Raw genomic sequence first — 17,273 nt, 5'->3', positions numbered from 1 at the left:
TACCCAGCCGGCCACGCCGGTAAGCCTGGGCTCAGGTCGCCGGGGCGACCGGATTCGGCAGCGCCCCACCGAAGCGCCGGTCCCGCTGGGCGTACAGCTCGCAGGCGTACCAGAGGTGGCGGCGGTCGAAGTCCGGCCAGAGGGTGTCGAGGAACACCAGCTCCGCGTACGCGGTCTGCCAGAGCAGGAAGTTGGAGATCCGCTCCTCGCCGGACGGCCGGAGGAAGAGGTCCACCTCCGGGATCTCCGGGTGGTAGAGGTACTTCGCGATCAACTTCTCGTTGACCTTGCCCGGGTCGAGCCGGCCGGCCGCCACGTCGCGGGCGATCGCGGCGGCGGCGTCGGCGATCTCCGCCTGCCCGCCGTAGTTGACGCAGAACTGGAGGGTCAGCGTCGAGTTCCCCCGGGACATCTCCTCGGCGGTCTGCAACTCGGAGATGACGCTCTTCCAGAGTCGCCCGGCCCGGCCGGACCAGACCACCCGGACGCCGAGGTCGACGAGCTGGTCGCGGCGGCGACGGATGACGTCCCGGTTGAAGCCCATCAGGAACCGGACCTCGTCGGGCGAGCGCCGCCAGTTCTCCGTGGAGAACGCGTACGCCGAGAGGTAGGGCACGCCCAGCTCGATCGCGCCCTCGATGGTGTCGAAGAGGCTGAACTCCCCCGCCTCGTGGCCCTTGGTGCGGGGCAGCCCGCGGTCCTTGGCCCACCGGCCGTTGCCGTCCATCACCACGGCGACGTGCCGGGGCACCGCCTCGGGGGGCAGCGCCGGGGGCCGGGCGCCCGACGGGTGCGGAGTCGGCGGCACCGGCGCGCGCCGGCCGGCCCTCATCGATCGGATCACTCGGTTCTCTCCCTGCTCACGTCCTGCGCCCCCGGGCCGGCGACCGGGGCGCCCCGGTCGACCAGCGGCAGCGAGCGTAGCGCGCGCTCCAGGTGCCACTGCAGGTGCGCGGCGACCAGGCCGCTGCACTCCCGGCGTACGCCGGTCCCGGTGGCGTCGGCGAGCACCCAGTCGCCGGTGGTGAGCGCGGACATCAGGTCGACGGTGGCCGGTGCGGGGTGGGCCGCGCCGGGGGGCCGGCAGTCGGGGCAGACCGCGCCGCCCGCCGGCACGGAGAACGCCCGGTGCCGCCCCGGGGTGCCGCAGACCGCGCACGCCGTCAGGGCGGGGGCCCACCCCGCGAGGGTCATCCCGCGCAGCAGGTAGGCGTCGAGCACCAGCGTGGTGGCGTGGTCGCCCCGGGCGAGGGACTTCAGCGCGCCGAGGGTGAGCTGGAACAGCCGCAGCGAGGGCTCCCGCTCGACGGGGGTGAGCCGCTCGGCCGTCTCGGCGATCGCGCTGGCCGCCGTGTAGCGCGGGTAGTCGCCGAGGAACCGCTTGCCGAACAGGTCGATCCCCTCGACCTGGCTGACGGTGTGCAGCGAGCTGCCGGTGTTGCCCTTGGGATCGCCGGCGAGCTGCACGTCGACGTGGCCGAACGGCTCCAACCGGGCACCGAACTTGCTGGTGGTGCGGCGGACCCCCCGGGCCACCGCGCGGAGCCGGCCGTGCCGACGGGTGAGCAGGGTGATGATCCGGTCGGACTCGCCGAGCTTCTGCACGCGCAGCACGACCGCGTCGTCGCGGTAGAGCTGTCGGCGGTACCCGGTCATCCGGTCATTCTCCTCGGGGTACGAAATCAGGGTCGGTTCGGGGTAGCCGGCACGCGATCCCGGATGCGCGCCGGGCCGGCCCGGCCGTAGCGTGCCGGCATGGCTCCGCATCCCACCGCCGCGCCCGCCCGGGCCGCCACGCCGCGCCGCGCCACCGTCGCCGCCCGGCGGCCGGCGGGCCGCTCCGCCGTCGCCGCCGGCGCCGCCGCCGCCCTGATCCTCGTCGCCGGATGCGACACGTTGTCGATGCGGCGGCTCGACTTCGACACCACCGAGACCGCCACCGTGGCCCGGGTCGTCCTGCGCCCCGGGGCGGGCGACGTGACGGTACGCGGAACCGGCCCGACCGGACAGATACGCGTCAAGCGGGTGCTGCGCTACCACGGCGAACAGCCCGACACCCGGTACGAACTGAACGGCGACGAGCTGGTGCTGGACACCGACTGCGGCCCCCGCTGCTCGGTGTCGTACGACGTGACCGTGCCCCCGGGGACGGCGGTGCGCGGCGAGGGCGGCTCGGGCAACATCGACCTGACCCAGGTCGGCGCGGTGGAGCTGCGGCTCGGCTCGGGCAACGTGGACGTGAGCGGGGCCACCGGCGCGGTGCGCGCCGAGACCGGTTCCGGCGACGTGGAGGTGACCGACGTGTCCGGTCCGGCCACCCTGCGCGCCGGGTCCGGCAACATCACGGGACGGGGCCTCGGCGGTCAGGTCGACGCCGAGACCGGCTCGGGCAACGTCGACGTGGAGCTGTCCGTCCCGGCCTCGGCCCGGGCACACGCCGCCAGCGGGGACGTGGACCTCATCGTGCCCGCCGGCCGGTACCGGGTGCGGTCGAACGTCGGCTCGGGCGATGCCGACCTCGGCATCACCGACGACCCGACCGCGTCGCTGCTGGTCGACGTCAGCGCCGGCAGCGGGAGCGTGACGGTCAGCGCGCGCTGAGCTTGAGGGTGTGCTCCTCGGCTGCCCGGGGCGTCGGCGCCACCGCCCGCCCCGCCGGCGCGGGGCTGACCGGCACCACGGAACCACCGACCGGGGCAGCGATCCCGGGGCGGGCCGCCGCACCGCCGGAGCGGCTCGCCCTGCGGGTCCGGCCGCCGGGGATCAGCTCCGGGGGGCGGCGCGCGGCGACGTCCTCCACCCAGCCGACCAGCACGGTGACCACGCCGACCAGCGCGAAGACCAACACCACCCGGATCGCCAGCCCGACCGGGTCCTGGTGGGACCAGCCGACGACGTCGACCAGCGGGGTGAGCGCCACCACGAACGGCATGTGCCAGAGGTAGACGGTCAGCGCCCGCCGGTTCAGCACGGTCACCGCGCGGCCGAGCAGCTCGCTGCGGTCCACCCAGGCCGCCGACGCCGGGGCCCGGCCGATCGCCACCAGGATGAACGCCGCCGACCAGAGCGCGTTGCCCAGCGGAATGTCGTTCAGGTCGTACCCCCGGGGGCCCGGGTGGGTGACGATCCACGCCGCTCCGGCGGCGCCGAGGGTGAGCGCGGTGGGGATCAACACCCGGTTGGCCGTGCGGCGCAGCAGGCCGTCGTGGTGGGCGAAGCCGAGCAGCCAGGCCCCGAAGTACAGGCCGAACTCCCGCAGCACCGCCGGCGCGTTCGGCAGCATGCCCGCCTCGATGGCGGCCAGCAGGGCGTACGGGGCGAGCAGGGTGGGCCACGGGGCGCGCCGGAACAGCCAGAGCGCGAGGGGCGAGGCGAACACGAACCAGAGGTAGTCGCGCAGGTACCAGATCACGCTGAGCGCCAGCGCCCCCCAGTAGTTGGCCGGCGGGTCGGCGACCGGGAACGCCCAGAGCAGCACCCTCGGCGTCAGCGGCAGCCCGGTGAGCAGCATGGCGGGCACGAAGACCGCGGCCACCACCCACAGCGACGGCAGCAGCCGGCGCAGCCGCCGGCCCACCGCCGGCACCCCGGACCTGTCCAGCGACGCCGCCATGAGCGATCCGGCCAGCGCGAACATCACCGACATGGCCGGGAAGATCAGCGTCAGCGTGGCCCAGCCGGTCACGTGGTAGACGACGACTCGGACGATCGCCAGGAAGCGCAGCAGGTCCAGGTATCGATTCCGCATCAGCCTGCTTCAATGTCAGGGGGCAGGGCGCAAACGCTTCCTACCCTCCGACCGAACGCCGGCAAACGCCCACCATCGCGGGCTTAAAGTGAAATAAGCCATACCCGGGCCTGACCCGGGACCGCCGCGCCGGGGATGGATCAGCGGGAGGGCGCGTGCGAGTCCGAGAGGTGGATGACCCGACCGAAGTCGATCCGGGTCATGTCCATCCGCTGCCGGACCGCGCGAAGCGCGTGACTCCCCAGATCCGCCCCGCACGCCGGCGAGGCGGCGCGCGGGGCGGCCCGGGTCAGAAGCCGAGCTTGCGAAGCTGGTTGGGGTCGCGCTGCCACTCCTTGGCCACCCGGACGTGCAGGTCCAGGTAGACCCGGGTGCCGAGCAGCTCCTCGATCTGCCGGCGGGCGGTGATGCCGACCTGCTTGAGCCGGCTGGCCTGGTGACCGAGCACGATCGCCTTCTGGCTGGACCGCTCGACGTAGACGTCGGCGTAGATCTTCATGAGCTGACCCTCGGGGATCATCTCCTCCACCACCACGGCGATGGAGTGCGGCAGCTCGTCGCGGACCCCTTCCAGGGCCGCCTCCCGGATCATCTCGGCGATCAGCACCTGCTCCGGGTCCTCGGTGAGCATGTCGTCCGGGTAGAGCTGCGGCGACTCGGGCAGGTAGCCGGTCATCACGTCGACCAGGGTGTCGACCTGGTGACCGGAGACCGCGCTGACCGGCACCACCTCGGCGAACTCGCCCAGCTTGCTGACCGCGAGAAGCTGCTCGGCCAGTTGCCGCTTGTCCACCAGATCGGTCTTGGTCACCACGGCCATCACGGTGGCCTTCAGCTCGGCCAGCTCGCCGGTGATGAACCGGTCCCCCCGGCCGACCGGCTCGTTCGCCGGGATGCACAGGCCGATCACGTCGACCTCGCTCCAGGTGGCGCGGACCAGGTCGTTCAGGCGCTCGCCGAGCAGCGTCCGGGGGCGGTGCAGGCCCGGGGTGTCGACCAGGACGAGCTGCGACTCCGGCCGGTGCAGCACGGCCCGGATGATGTGCCGGGTGGTCTGCGGCTTGTTCGAGGTGATCGCGATCTTCGTGCCGATGATGGCGTTGGTCAGCGTCGACTTGCCGGCGTTCGGCCGGCCCACGAAGCAGGCGAACCCGGCCCGGTACGGGCTGGCCCCCGGCTCACCGCCGCCGGACGCGCGGCCACCGGCCGCAGCGCCCCCGCCGTCGCGACCGGCTGCGGGACGACCGTCGCGACGACCGGCTGCGGGACGGCCGGTCACTCGACCACCGTGCCGAGGACGGTGCCGTCCGGGGCGGCCACGTGGACCGGCGCGTCGGCGGCCAGGTCGCGGACGGCGGCGTGCCCCGCCCCGTCCAGGGTCGACGCCTCGGTCACCACCACGGCGGCCTCCAGCCGGGTGGCTCCGGCCGCCACGGCGCAGGCCACCGCGAGCTGGAGCGCGGTGAGGGTCAGCGAGGGCAGCGAGACGCTCGCCGCCGCGTACGTGCGGCCGTCCTGGTCGCGTACCGCCGCTCCCTCCACGGCGCCCACCCGGCCCCGCGCCCCCCGGGCCAGGACGACCAGCTTGCCGTCCTCGGTGGTCAGCTCGACCGGCGCGGTCGGGGTGGGCAGGGCGGCGGGCGCGGCGGGTGACTCAGGCATCGGCGGGTTGCCTCTCCTCGGATCGGTTCTGGTTGCCCCGGTGTTCGGCGGGCTCGCCGCGCCCGGGGGTGGTGTCGGGCTGGCCGGTCGGCTCGACCCGGCTGACCAGCACGGTGTCTATCCGGTTGCGCCGGCCGGTGGTGCCCTCGGCGTGCAGCCGGAGCCCGGCCACCTCGGCCTCCGCGCCGGGGATCGGAACCCGGCCCAGGGCCTGGGCGAGCAGGCCGCCGACCGTCTCGACCTCGTCGGCGGGCAGCTCGACGTCGAACAGCTCGCCGAGGGTCTCGACCGGCAGCCGGGCGGTGACCCGCACCGAGCCGTCCTCCAGCCGCTCGACCGGCGGGCGCTCGACATCGTACTCGTCGGTGATCTCCCCGACGATCTCCTCAAGGATGTCCTCGATGGTGACCAGGCCGCCGGTGCCGCCGTACTCGTCGACGACGATGACCAGGTGGTTGCGGGCCGCCTGCATCTCCGACAGCAGGTCGTCGACCGGCTTGGACTCCGGGACGAAGGTCGCCGGGCGCATCAGCTCGGCCACCGGCAGCCGGGCCGCGGCGGGATCGCCGCCCCGGGTCCGCCGGATCAGGTCCTTGAGGTAGAGCACGCCCAGCACGTCGTCGACGCTCTCCCCGATCACCGGGATGCGGGAGAAGCCGGAACGCAGGAACAGCGTCAGCGCCTGGGAGAGGGTCTTGCGCTCCTCTATCCACACCATCTCGGTGCGCGGCACCATCACCTCGCGGGCGATGGTGTCGCCGAGCGCGAAGACCGAGTGGATCATCTGCCGCTCGCCGTGCTCCACGACGCCGCGCTGCTCGGCCAGGTCGACCAGCTCGCGCAGCTCCACCTGGGTGGCGAACGGCCCCTCCCGGAAGCCGCGCCCCGGGGTGACCGCGTTGCCGATCAGGATCAGCAGCGAGGCGAGCGGGTTGAGCGCCCGCCCGAGCCAGCGCACCAGCGGGGCGACCGCCCGGCCGACCGCGTAAGCGTGCTGCCGGCCCAGGGTACGCGGGCCGACGCCGACCACCACGAAGCTGATCACGGTCATCGCGCCGGCGGTGACCAGGGCCGCCCGCCAGCCGGCGCCGAACGTGTCGACCGCCACCAGCGCGACCAGCGTGGTGGCGGTCAGCTCGGCCAGCAGCCGGAGCAGCAGCAGCAGGTTGAGGTGGCGGACCACGTCGCCGGCGACCGCCTGGAGGGTCCGGGCGCCCCGGGCGCCGTCGCGGGCCAACTCGGCCGCCCGGGCCGGGGAGACGGCGGCGAGCGCCGCCTCGGTCATCGCGATCAGGCCGGCGAGCACCACCAGCCCGGCCGCGAAGACGAGCAGTTGCAGGTCGGGCAGGCCGGCGGGGGCGCCGGCCGCCAATATCGGGGTGGGCATCACCGGGAGCGGGTCGACCGCCAGCCGGCCAGCAGCCGGGCCTGGAGCTCGAACATCTCCCGCTCCTCCTCCGGCTCGGCGTGGTCGTATCCGAGCAGGTGCAGGACCCCGTGCACGGTGAGCAGGTGCAGCTCGTCCGCCGCCGCGTGGCCGGCGGTCGCGGCCTGCTTGGCCGCCACCTCCGGGCAGAGCACGATGTCGCCGAGCAGGGCCGGCTCGCCGCCGGACGCGCTGGCCTCGCCCGGCCCGTGGTCGACGCTGCCCTCGTCCATGGGGAAGGCGAGCACGTCGGTCGGGCCGTCGCCGCCCATCCAGCGGTGGTTCAGCTCGGTCATGTAGTCGATGTCGACCAGCAGCACGGACAGCTCGGCGAGGGGGTTGACCCCCATCTCGTCGAGGGCGTACCGGGCGACGGCGAGCACGGCGTCGGTGTCGACCTCGGCACCGGACTCGTTGGCGATCTCGATGGACAACTGGGTTCCCTAGGTCTGTCGGCGCCGGCCGGCCCGACCGCCCTGGGCGGTCCGCCCCGGCACGGCGTGCACGCCCTGCGCCTGCTGGTTCTCCCGCTCGGCGTCCCAGCGGGCGTACGCGTCGACGATCTCCCCGACCAGCCGGTGACGCACCACGTCGGAGCTGGAGAGCTGCGCGAAGTGCACGTCCTCGACGTTCTCCAGGATCTCCCGGACCACCCGCAGGCCGCTGCTCGTCCCGCCGGGAAGGTCCACCTGGGTGACGTCGCCGGTGACCACGATCTTGGAACCGAAGCCGAGCCGGGTGAGGAACATCTTCATCTGCTCGGGCGTGGTGTTCTGGGCCTCGTCGAGGATGATGAACGCGTCGTTGAGGGTACGCCCCCGCATGTACGCCAGCGGCGCGACCTCGATGGTCCCGGCCGCCATCAGCTTCGGGATCGTCTCCGGGTCGAGCATGTCGTGCAGCGCGTCGTAGAGCGGGCGCAGGTAGGGGTCGATCTTCTCGTTCAGCGTGCCGGGCAGGAAGCCGAGCCGCTCCCCCGCCTCGACCGCCGGCCGGGTGAGGATGATCCGGTTGACCTGCTTGGCCTGGAGCGCCTGGACGGCCTTGGCCATGGCCAGGTACGTCTTGCCGGTGCCCGCCGGGCCGATGCCGAAGACGATGGTGTGCGCGTCGATGGCGTCGACGTAGCGCTTCTGCCCGAGGGTCTTGGGGCGGATGGTGCGCCCGCGCCGGGAGAGGATGTTGAGCGTCAGGACCTCGGCGGGCCGCTCGGCGCCGCCCTGTTCGAGCATGCCGACGGTACGCCGCACGGCGTCAGTGGTCAGGGTCTCGCCTTTCTCGATCAGTTCGAGCAGCTCGCCGAACAAGCGCTCGGCGAGGGCGTTGTCCGCGGGGGCACCGGTGATGGTGATCTCGTTGCCGCGGACGTGCACGTCGCTGGTGACCGAGCGTTCGACGAGTCGCAGGATCTCGTCGCCCGCGCCCAGCAGGTTGACCATGATTTTGGAGTCCGGAATGGTGATCCTGGTCTGCACCCGGGGCGGGCCGGGAGGTGGGGTGCCGGTCATAGGTCGGGCCGAGGGGCCCTGCGCCACCTGCTCTCGATCTCGGCGCCGAAACCTGCTGGCCCGGCGGTCGGACGTTACCTCCATCGTATCGTTTCCCGCTCGGCGGCACCTCGCCCATTTTGCCGGGCCACCGGGCCTGCCGCCGCCGCTCCGGGAGCCGGGGCCGGGAGCGCCCGCGGCCACGTCGTCCGGGCGGGCCGACGGACCGGCCGGCCGCCGCCCCGGGCCGGCCGGCGGCGCCCGGTGGCTCAGCGCCGGAAGTCGTACCGGTCGAAGGTCTGCTGGGCCCGGGTCAACCGGTACGTGGCCCAGTGCAGCCCGACCACCGTCCCGTCCGCGTCCCGGGTGAGCCGGAGCAGCTCGCCGACCTCCCGCCCGGAGACGGTGCGGAACACGTCCGGCCGGTCCGGCAGCGGGGCGAAGACCGCCGGGGGCTTCCCGGCCGGATCGTCCGCGCCCCGGGCCCGCAGGGTCCCGTCGTGCCAGCCGAAGACGTACTCGAAGCCCTCGCCCCACCAGCGGCCCAGCATCCCGCGCAGGTGCGCCGGAGCGGGCTCCCCCGGCCGCCACGGCTCGACGTCGGCCGGGTCGTGCTCGGCGGACGCCGCCAGCAGCCGGTGCGGCAGGTCCATCACCTGCACCCCGGTCCCGGACGAGCCGAGCACCGCCGCGCCCATCGCCCCGGCGGTGCCGTCGCCGCCGCGCCGGCCGTAGACGGCGGCCAGGAACCCGGGCATCGCCCCGTCGTGCCCGACGTGCACCACCCGCTCGCCCTGCGGCACGAGGATCAGCCCCAGCCCGAAGCCCGCACCCCAGGACGTCTCGTCGGTGACGGTCAGCGGCCAGCGCATCTCGTCCAGGGTGGCCGGGGCGAGCACCGCGCCGGCCGGGTCCAGCGCCGCCGGGTCGGCCAGGAACGCCGCCCACCGGGCCATGTCCGAGGCGGTGCTCCAGAGCTGGGCGGCCGGGCCGACCGCGCCGAAGTCGGTCGGCGGCTCCGGGTGCGCCTCGTCGGAGTACGCGTCGACCAGGAACCCGGTCGCCGCCGCCGGGCCCGGCCGGTCGGTGGTGGCGGCCAGCCCGAGCGGGGCGAGCACCCGCTCGGCGAGCACCTCCGCCCAGGTGCCGCCGCGCAGCCGCGCGACGAGCTGGCCGAGCAGCGCCATGCCGAGGTTGGAGTAGTGGAAGCGGCGGGCCGGCGGCAGCACCCGCTCGGCCCGGGCCAGGTCGGCCAGCAGCGCCTCCACGTCGGGGGCGGCCAGGGTGTCCCAGACGTCACCGTGCGGCTCCCGTTGCAGGCCGGAGGTGTGCGACAGCAGCCGGCGCACGGTCAGCTCGCCGTGCGCCGGGACGTCGAGGTGCCGGCCCACCGGGTCGTCCAGGTCGAGCAGGCCCGCGTCGCGGCACTGGAGGACCAGCACGGCGGTGAAGGTCTTGGTGACCGAGCCGATCCGGAACAGCGTCTCCGGGCCGAGGACCCCGTCGTTGCCGGTGCCGCCGACCGCGCACGTCCACAGCGGGCGGTCGGCCCGGTGCAGGGCGGCCGACACGGCCGGCACCCGCCCGTCGGCCTGGACCCGCCGCACCATCCGCTCCAGGCGGCCGTCGATGGAGAAGACCATGGTCGTCCCCCTACCGGCAGAGCATCGGGCCGAGCGGCGCGCCGCCGAGCACATGCGCGTGGACGTGGAAGACCTCCTGGCCCCCGTACGCCCCGGTGTTGAACATCAGTCGGTAACCGTCGCCGAGCAGCCCCTCGTCCTCGGCCACCACGGCCGCCGCGGCCAGCAGCTCCCCGGCCAGCGCCGGGTCGCCCTGGCCCAGGGTGGCCACGTCGGCGTAGTGCTCCTTGGGGATGACCAGCACGTGCACCGGGGCCTTCGGGGAGATGTCCCGGAACGCCAGGGTGGTGTCGGTCTCCCGGACGATGGTGGCCGGGATCTCCCCGGCGACGATGCGGCAGAACAGGCAGTCGGATCCCATCGGGGCATGGTAAGGCGTGCCGACCGGCTCGGGCATGATGGCGCCGTGACTTCACGGGCGGTACTGGTGACGGGGGCCTCGCGCGGTATCGGGCGCGCGGTGGCGGCGAGGTTCGCGGCGGGCGGGGACCGGGTGGCGATCCACCACCGGGACTCGGCGGAGCTGGCCGAGCGGCTGCGCGCCGAACTGCCGGGCGACGGCCATGTCGTGGTCCGCGCGGACCTGACCGACCCCGAGGCGGTACGGGCCATGGTCGACGACGCGGCGGCCCGCCTCGGCGGGCTGGACGTGCTGGTCAACAACGCCGGCGTGTACGGCGAGCGGGACGCCCCGCACCCGGTCTTCGGCGCGTCCTACGCCGACTGGCAGCGGCGCTGGCGGCAGGTGCTGGAGACCAACCTGACCGGGGCGGCCAACGTGACCTGGTGCGCCGCCCAGCACATGCGCGAGCGGGGTGGGCGGATCGTGAACGTCTCCTCCCGGGGCGCGTTCCGGGGCGAGCCGGACCAGCCGGCGTACGGGGCGAGCAAGGCGGGGCTGAACGCGCTCGGCCAGTCCCTCGCGGTGGCCCTCGCCCCGTACGGCATCGCGGTGGCCACGGTGGCCCCCGGGTTCGTGGAGACCGACATGACCACGGAGCACCTGGCCGGCGAGCGGGGCGCGGCGATCCGCGCCCAGAGCCCGTTCAACCGGGTGGCCCGCCCCGACGAGATCGCCGCCGCCGTCCACTGGCTGGCCAGCCCCGAGTCGGAGTGGACCTCCGGCACGGTGGTCGACCTCAACGGCGCCTCATACCTCCGCACCTGACCCCCACCCCCACTGCAAGATCGGCGAATGGGGTGGGGGTTACCAGCGGGGGAGGCGGGTGGAGAGGACCGAGAGGGCGGCCACGCCGGCCGTGGAGGTGCGCAGGACCGACGGGCCCAGGCGGACGGGGCGGGCGCCGGCGGCGGTGAAGGCGGTCAGCTCGGGCTCGGCGATGCCGCCCTCCGGGCCGACGACCAGCACGATCTCGCCCGCGTCGGGCAGCTCCACGGTGGTCAGCCGGTCGTCTGCCTCCTCGTGCAGGACGAACGCGGCGGCGGCCCCGGCGATCCGCCGGGCCACCGTGGCGGTTGACTCGTCCGGGGACCCGGCCAGCACCGGCAGCCACGCCCGACGAGCCTGCTTCGCCGCCTCCCGGGCGGTGGCCGCCCACTTCTCCCGCGCCCGTACGCCCCGGTCGCCGCGCCACTGCACCACCGAGCGGGACGCCGCCCAGGGGACGATCTCGTCCACCCCGACCTCGGTCATCGCCTGCACGGCCAGCTCGCCCCGGTCGCCCTTGGCGATGCCCTGCACCACCACGAGCCGGGGCACGGACGCGTCGACGTACCCCCGGGAGGTGACGGCGAGTTCCAGGCTGCCCCGGCCGACGGCGGTGACCACGGCGGACGCGGTGCCGCCCCGGCCGTCGGCGAGCAGCAGCTCCTCGCCCACCCGCAGCCGCTGCACGGTGGCGGCGTGGTGCCCCTCGGGGCCGTCCAGGGTGAGCTGGTCGGCGGTGGGCAGCGACTCGACCAGGAACAGCGGCGCGGACACGACGATCAGGCTAGCCGCCCCGGCGGGGAACCGGGGCGGCGAGGCCGGAAGACGGGGTCAGGGGTGCCCGTTGAACGCGTCGCGCATCCGGGAGAAGAAGCCGCCCTGCTTGGACAGCTCGGCGACCTCCTCGCCCCGGGTCTTGGCGAAGTCGCGCAGCATCTTCTCCTGGTCGGCGTCGAGCTTGGTCGGGGTCCGCACGTCGAGGTGGACGTAGAGGTCGCCGCGACCGGTGCCGCGCAGGTGCGGCACGCCCCGGGCGCGCAGCCGCAGGGTGCTGCCCGGCTGGGTGCCGGCCTTGACGTCGACCGTCTCCTCGCTGTCCAGCGTCTTGATGGTCAGCCGGGTGCCGAGCGCGGCGGCGGTCATCGGGACGGTCACCCGGCAGTGCAGGTCGTCGCTCTTGCGGGAGTAGACGTCGTGCGGTCGCTCGTGGATCTCCACGTACAGGTCGCCGGCGGTGCCGCCGCCGGGACCGACCTCGCCCTGCTGGGCCAGCCGGATGCGCATGCCGTCCTCGACCCCGGCCGGGATCTTGACGGTCAGCGAGCGGCGGGTGCGCACCCGCCCGTCGCCGGCGCAGGTCGGGCAGGGGTGCGGGATCGTGGTGCCGTAGCCCTGGCAGACCGTGCACGGCCGGGCGGAGACCACCTGACCGAGGAAGGTGCGCTGCACCGACTGCACCTCGCCCCGGCCGGCGCACGCCTCGCAGGTGGCCAGGTGGGTGCCGGCGGCGGTGCCCGCGCCGGAGCAGGTGGTGCAGAGCACGGCGGTGTCGACGGTGATCGGCGCCTCGACGCCGAACGCCGTCTCGTGCAGGTCCAGCTCCAGCCGCAGGATCGCGTCGGCCCCCGGCCGGGTACGCGGGCGCGGCCCGCGCGCGCCGCCGGCCGCGCCGCCGAAGAAGGCGTCCATGATGTCCTGGAAGCCGACGAACGGGCCGGCCCCACCGGGCCCGCCCGGGCCGGCGCCCCCGCCACCCGGGGCCAGCGGGTCGCCGCCCAGATCGACGATCTGCCGTTTCCGGTCGTCCGAGAGGACCTCGTACGCGGCGTTGATGTCCTTGAACTTCTCCTGTGCCTCCGGGTCCGGATTCACGTCCGGGTGGAACTGCCGCGCCAGCTTGCGGTAGGCGCGCTTGATCTCGTCGTCGGAGGCTTCCCGGCTCACGCCGAGGATGCCGTAGTAGTCCCTGGCCACTGCGTTCCGTGTCCTCATGTTCGTCTCGCGTTGCGCCGGTCGGCGGCCGGAGCCGGCCGTCGGCCCTGACTGGTCAGTTCTGGGCCAGCAGCTCGCCCACGTAGCGTGCCACGGCCCGCACCGTGGCGATGGTGCCGGGGTAGTCCATCCGGGTGGGGCCGAGCACGCCCAGGCCGCCGAGCGCGGTCGCCCCCGGCCCGTACCCGGTGCTCACCACCGAGGCGGCGCGCAGGTTGTCGATCTCGTTCTCGTCGCCGATCAGTACCCGGGTGGTGGTCGACTCGACCTCGCCGATGAGCTTGAGCATCACCACCTCCTCCTCCAGTGCCTCCAGGATCGGCCGCAGCGAACCCTGGAAGTCCAGCAGGCCGCCCCGGGTGAGGTTGGCGGTGCCGGCCAGCGCGATGCGCTCCTCGTGCCGCTCGACCAGCGTCTCCAGCAGCACCGTGGACAGCGTGGTCATGGCTGGGCGCAGGTGCGCCGCCGACTCCTCGACCAGCGCCTGCACCAGCGGCGGGGTCTCCGACAGCCGGCTGCCGACCAGCTTCTCGTTGACCAGCCGGCGCAGGTCGGTGACGTCGGCGGCGGGGACCGGCGCGGGCAGCTCGACCAGCCGCTGCTCGACCCGGCCCGTGTCGGCGATCATCACCAGCATCAGTCGGGTGGTGGAGATCGGCACCAGCTCCAGGTGCCGCACCGAGGACCGGGCCAGCGACGGGTACTGCACCACGGCGACCTGCCGGGTGAGCTGGGCCAGCAGCCGGACGGTGCGGTGCACCACGTCGTCCAGGTCGACCGCGCCGACCAGGAAGCGCTCGATGGCCCGGCGCTCGGCGGGGCTGAGCGGCTTGACCCGGGAGAGCCGGTCGACGAAGAGCCGGTAGCCCCGGTCGGTGGGCACCCGCCCGGCGCTGGTGTGCGGCTGCCGGATGTACCCCTCCTCCTCCAGCACCGCCATGTCGTTGCGGACGGTCGCCGACGAGACGCCGAGCTGGTGGCGCTCGACCAGGGACTTGCTGCCGACCGGCTCCTGGGTGGCGACGTAGTCCTCGACGATCGCGCGGAGCACGGCGAGCTTGCGGTCGTCGAGACCCACTCCCCTTACCTCCTGTCGCACGTCGGGGCCCGGCGTCGCGGTGGCGGCACCCGGGGCCGGCCTGCCGGTCGTCGAAGCCTGGCACTCGACTGTAACGAGTGCCAGTCTACGTCGGCTGCCCCGCCGTCGGTAAGATCACCGACGGACCGTCGGCCCGGCGGCGGCAGCCGGGCGACGGGGCGGTGCGCCGGCTCCGCCGGCCGATCATCCCCTCGGACCCGACCAGTGTCGCTCTGGTGCCTCCTTGCCGACAGCACCTACCGTGACGTACATGACTGAACCACCTCGCCCTCCCGGAGGCGACTCCGGCGGCTACCCGCCCGAGGCCAACCCGCCGTCGGCACCGTACGGTTCGTCGCCGGACGAGCCGCCCACCGCGCCACTTTCCGGGGCGCCCGGGGTGGGCGGCTATCCCCCGCCCGGTGGCTATCCCCCGCCCACCGGCGACCAGCCGCCGTCGGGCGGCTACCCGCCCCCCGGCAGCTACCCCCCGCCCGGCGGTTTCCCCCCGGGTGGCGGTTTCCCCCCGGGTGGCGGTTTCCCCCCGGGTGGCGGACATCCGACCGGCGGCGCGTACCCGGGCCCGACCGGCGGCTACCCGACCAACGACGACAAGACCTGGGCGCTGGTCGCGCACTTCGGCGGCCCGCTCGGCGTGGTGGTCGGCGGCAGCCTGCTCGGCTGGGTCGCCCCGCTGATCGCGCTCGCGGTCAAGGGCCAGCAGTCGCCGACCGTGCGCGCGCACGCCGTAGCGGCGCTGAACTTCCAGCTCACCTGGGCGATCGCCCTGGTGGTCAGCTTCGTGCTCGCCGTGGTCACCTGCGGGCTGCTGTTCTTCGTCCCGCTGCTGGTCGCCCTGGTGCCGATCATCTTCGGCATCATCGGCGGCGTGAAGGCCAACGAGGGCACCCTCTACCGCTACCCGATGACCTACAACCTCGTGAAGTGACCCGCCCCGGCCGGCCTCGTGGGCCGGCCGGGAGCGGTCTGCCCGGCGCGACGGGGGCACGGGCCGGGGCACCCGGTCAGGGCAGCAGGTCGCGGACGACCGCGTCGGCCAACAGCCGGCCGCGCAGGGTGAGCACGGCCCGGCCGGCCGCGTACCCGGCCGGGTCGAGCAGCCCGCCCGCCACGGCCCGCTCGGCGCCGGCCCGGCCGGGCGCGTCCAGCACGTCCAGTGGCAGGCCGGAGGCGAGCCGCAGCCGCAGCATCACGTCCTCCATGTGCGCCTCGCGGGGCGTGAGCACCTCCCGGGCCAGGCCGGGGGACTCCCCCGCCGCGAGCCGCTTCGCGTACGCGCTCGGGTGCTTGACGTTCCACCAGCGCACCCCGCCGACGTGGCTGTGCGCTCCCGGGCCCAGGCCCCACCAGTCCGCGCCGGTCCAGTAAAGCAGGTTGTGCCGGCACCGGCCGGCCGGTGTGCGGGCCCAGTTGGACACCTCGTACCAGGAGAAGCCGGCCGCGCCGAGGGCGGCCTCGGCGGCCAGGTAGCGGTCCGCCGCCACGTCGTCGGAGGGGTACGGCAGCTCGCCGCGCCGCATCCGCGCGGCCAGCCGGGTGCCGTCCTCCACGATCAGGGCGTACGCGCTGACGTGGTCCACCCCGGCGGCGACCACCTGGTCGAGGGAGGCGGCGAAGTCCTCGGCGCGCTCCCCCGGCGTGCCGTAGATCAGGTCCAGGTTGACGTGGTCGAACCCGGCGTCGCGGGCCTCGGCCGCGGCGGCGGTGGCCCGGCCGGCACGGTGCCGGCGGTCCAGCACCGCCAGCACCCCGGGCGCGGCGGACTGCATGCCCAGCGAGATCCGGGTGTACCCGGCCGCCCGCAGGGTCTTCAGCGACTCCGGCGTCACCGACTCCGGATTGGCCTCGGTGGTCACCTCGGCGTCGGCGGCCAGCCCCCAGGCGCGGTCGATGCCGTCGAGGATCCGGGCCAGGTCGTCGGCGGGCAGCAGGGTGGGCGTGCCGCCGCCGACGAAGACGGTGTCGACCCTCGGCGGCGGGCTGTCGCCGAGCACCCGGCCCGCGAGGGCCAGCTCGGCCAGCACGGTGTCGGCGTACGACTCGCGGCTGCCCCCGCCGCCCAGCTCGTCGGCGGTGTACGTGTTGAAGTCGCAGTAGCCGCACCGGCTGGCGCAGAACGGCACGTGCACGTACACGCCGAAACCGCTCGCGCCGACAGCGCGGGTGGCGGTGGCGGGCAGCGAGCCGTCGACGGGGACGGCTTCGCCTTCTGGAAGGACGCCGGGCATGGCCACTAGTGTGCCCGCATGACCTCCTCCGACGCGCTCGTGCGGGTCGCCACGGCCCGTGGGGTGACCACCCTCACCCTGAACAGCCCGCACAACCGCAACGCGCTGTCCACTCCGCTGATGACCGAGCTGCTGGCCGGGCTGTCCGCCGCCGTGGCCGACGACGCGGTCCGGGTGGTCGTGCTCGACCACACCGGCCCGGTCTTCTGCTCCGGCGCCGACCTGAAGGAGACCGCCGCCGCGTACGCCAGCGGCAGCGTCCCGGCGGGGATGCTCGGCGACGTGCTCGCGGCGGTCTGGGAGTGCCCGAAGCCGGTGGTGGCCCGGGTGGCCGGGCCGGCCCGGGCCGGCGGGCTGGGCCTGATCGCGGCGGCCGACCTGGCGGTCTGCGCGCAGGAGGCGACGTTCGCCTTCACCGAGGTGCGGATTGGGGTGATCCCGGCGGTTATCTCGGCGACCGTGCTCCCCCGGTTGGCCCCCCGGGCCGCCGCCGAGCTGTACCTGACCGGCGACACCTTCGACGGCCGGCGGGCCGCCGAGATCGGCCTGGTCACCACCGCCGTGCCGGCCGACGGGCTGGACGCGGCGGTGCAGCGGCTCTGCGCGTCGCTGGTGCGGGGCGCGCCGCGCGCGCTGGCCGGGGCGAAGGAACTGCTGCGCCGACCGTCGGCCGCCGACCTGCGCGCCGAGATCGCCGAGCTGGCCGCCCTGTCGACCGGGTACTTCCTCTCCGAGGAGGGGCGCGAGGGGGTGCTGGCGTTCCGGGAGAAGCGGGACGCGAGCTGGGTGCCGACCGCCTGAGGCGTTTCCCGGCCCGGCC

18 protein-coding genes are annotated in these 17,273 nt (G+C 74.6%); 4 read left to right on the top strand and 14 right to left on the bottom strand.

Translation table 11 applies throughout. From position 1 onward, the window contains the following. Positions 1-31: 31 nt before the first annotated feature. Complete coding sequence (locus C5N14_RS28175; RefSeq protein ID WP_207892901.1) at positions 32-832, bottom strand: isoprenyl transferase; 801 nt, start codon at positions 830-832, stop codon at positions 32-34. An 8-nt stretch (positions 833-840) separates the two neighbouring features. Continuing rightward, entirely contained in the window at positions 841-1,656 is an 816-nt protein-coding gene (gene recO, locus C5N14_RS28170; RefSeq protein ID WP_117672438.1) for a DNA repair protein RecO, read from the bottom strand. A 99-nt stretch (positions 1,657-1,755) separates the two neighbouring features. Between recO and C5N14_RS28165 the strand changes: the two genes are divergently transcribed. Beyond that, on the top strand, positions 1,756-2,601 hold the full coding sequence (locus tag C5N14_RS28165; RefSeq protein ID WP_117672436.1) for a DUF4097 family beta strand repeat-containing protein: 846 nt from the start codon (positions 1,756-1,758) through the stop codon (positions 2,599-2,601). On the opposite strand, the gene C5N14_RS28160 is transcribed toward C5N14_RS28165, so the two are convergent. The 8 genes from C5N14_RS28160 to C5N14_RS28125 form a co-directional block, all read right to left on the bottom strand. Continuing rightward, positions 2,588-3,748, bottom strand: a complete 1,161-nt coding sequence (locus C5N14_RS28160) for an acyltransferase (protein WP_117672434.1) — start codon at positions 3,746-3,748, stop codon at positions 2,588-2,590. The genes C5N14_RS28165 and C5N14_RS28160 overlap by 14 nt on opposite strands. Before the next feature lie 289 nt (positions 3,749-4,037). After that, complete coding sequence (gene era / locus C5N14_RS28155; protein ID WP_256371563.1) at positions 4,038-5,027, bottom strand: GTPase Era; 990 nt, start codon at positions 5,025-5,027, stop codon at positions 4,038-4,040. Then, the gene (locus C5N14_RS28150) at positions 5,024-5,410 is read right to left on the bottom strand and encodes a cytidine deaminase (RefSeq protein ID WP_117672432.1); all 387 of its coding nucleotides are present in this window, start codon (positions 5,408-5,410) and stop codon (positions 5,024-5,026) included. Before C5N14_RS28150 ends, era begins: the two co-directional genes overlap by 4 nt. After that, on the bottom strand, positions 5,403-6,821 hold the full coding sequence (locus C5N14_RS28145) for a hemolysin family protein (protein ID WP_371685924.1): 1,419 nt from the start codon (positions 6,819-6,821) through the stop codon (positions 5,403-5,405). Before C5N14_RS28145 ends, C5N14_RS28150 begins: the two co-directional genes overlap by 8 nt. Further along, a complete protein-coding gene (gene ybeY, locus C5N14_RS28140) occupies positions 6,797-7,270 on the bottom strand; it encodes an rRNA maturation RNase YbeY (protein WP_117672428.1) in 474 nt (157 codons plus the stop codon). The genes C5N14_RS28145 and ybeY overlap by 25 nt, the downstream gene beginning before the upstream one ends. 9 nt (positions 7,271-7,279) lie before the next feature. Further along, a complete protein-coding gene (locus tag C5N14_RS28135) occupies positions 7,280-8,344 on the bottom strand; it encodes a PhoH family protein (protein WP_117672424.1) in 1,065 nt (354 codons plus the stop codon). 248 nt (positions 8,345-8,592) lie between these two features. Then, positions 8,593-9,966, bottom strand: coding sequence for a serine hydrolase (locus tag C5N14_RS28130; RefSeq protein ID WP_117672422.1), 1,374 nt, complete (start codon positions 9,964-9,966; stop codon positions 8,593-8,595). Between the two features lie 10 nt (positions 9,967-9,976). After that, complete coding sequence (locus C5N14_RS28125) at positions 9,977-10,327, bottom strand: histidine triad nucleotide-binding protein (RefSeq protein ID WP_117672420.1); 351 nt, start codon at positions 10,325-10,327, stop codon at positions 9,977-9,979. A gap of 45 nt (positions 10,328-10,372) precedes the next feature. Between C5N14_RS28125 and C5N14_RS28120 the strand changes: the two genes are divergently transcribed. Continuing rightward, on the top strand, positions 10,373-11,134 hold the full coding sequence (locus C5N14_RS28120) for an SDR family NAD(P)-dependent oxidoreductase (RefSeq protein ID WP_117672418.1): 762 nt from the start codon (positions 10,373-10,375) through the stop codon (positions 11,132-11,134). Between the two features lie 39 nt (positions 11,135-11,173). On the opposite strand, the gene C5N14_RS28115 is transcribed toward C5N14_RS28120, so the two are convergent. From C5N14_RS28115 to hrcA, 3 genes are all read right to left on the bottom strand, one after another. Next, positions 11,174-11,908: a 16S rRNA (uracil(1498)-N(3))-methyltransferase gene (locus tag C5N14_RS28115; protein WP_117672416.1), complete on the bottom strand. Its 735-nt coding sequence runs from the start codon at positions 11,906-11,908 to the stop codon at positions 11,174-11,176. Positions 11,909-11,965: 57 nt separating this feature from the next. Continuing rightward, positions 11,966-13,108 (bottom strand): molecular chaperone DnaJ, encoded by a 1,143-nt coding sequence (gene dnaJ, locus C5N14_RS28110; RefSeq protein WP_207892900.1) that lies wholly within the window; start codon positions 13,106-13,108, stop codon positions 11,966-11,968. Positions 13,109-13,181: 73 nt separating this feature from the next. Then, positions 13,182-14,204 carry a heat-inducible transcriptional repressor HrcA gene (gene hrcA, locus C5N14_RS28105; RefSeq protein ID WP_117672412.1) on the bottom strand — a complete coding sequence of 341 codons (1,023 nt, stop codon included), beginning with the start codon at positions 14,202-14,204 and terminating at the stop codon, positions 13,182-13,184. A gap of 271 nt (positions 14,205-14,475) precedes the next feature. Here hrcA and C5N14_RS34020 point away from each other — a divergent pair, with 271 nt between their 5' ends. Then, positions 14,476-15,153 carry a DUF4870 domain-containing protein gene (locus tag C5N14_RS34020; protein ID WP_117672491.1) on the top strand — a complete coding sequence of 226 codons (678 nt, stop codon included), beginning with the start codon at positions 14,476-14,478 and terminating at the stop codon, positions 15,151-15,153. A gap of 76 nt (positions 15,154-15,229) precedes the next feature. On the opposite strand, the gene hemW is transcribed toward C5N14_RS34020, so the two are convergent. Beyond that, positions 15,230-16,453 carry a radical SAM family heme chaperone HemW gene (gene hemW / locus C5N14_RS28095; protein ID WP_117672489.1) on the bottom strand — a complete coding sequence of 408 codons (1,224 nt, stop codon included), beginning with the start codon at positions 16,451-16,453 and terminating at the stop codon, positions 15,230-15,232. An 18-nt stretch (positions 16,454-16,471) separates the two neighbouring features. Between hemW and C5N14_RS28090 the strand changes: the two genes are divergently transcribed. Further along, positions 16,472-17,254 carry an enoyl-CoA hydratase family protein gene (locus tag C5N14_RS28090; RefSeq protein ID WP_117672410.1) on the top strand — a complete coding sequence of 261 codons (783 nt, stop codon included), beginning with the start codon at positions 16,472-16,474 and terminating at the stop codon, positions 17,252-17,254. The last annotated feature ends 19 nt before the right edge of the window (positions 17,255-17,273 follow it).

The sequence above is a fragment of the Micromonospora sp. MW-13 genome (genome assembly GCF_003434305.1).
Lineage (GTDB): Bacteria > Actinomycetota > Actinomycetes > Mycobacteriales > Micromonosporaceae > Micromonospora.
This window is presented reverse-complemented; position numbering and strand designations above follow the sequence as displayed.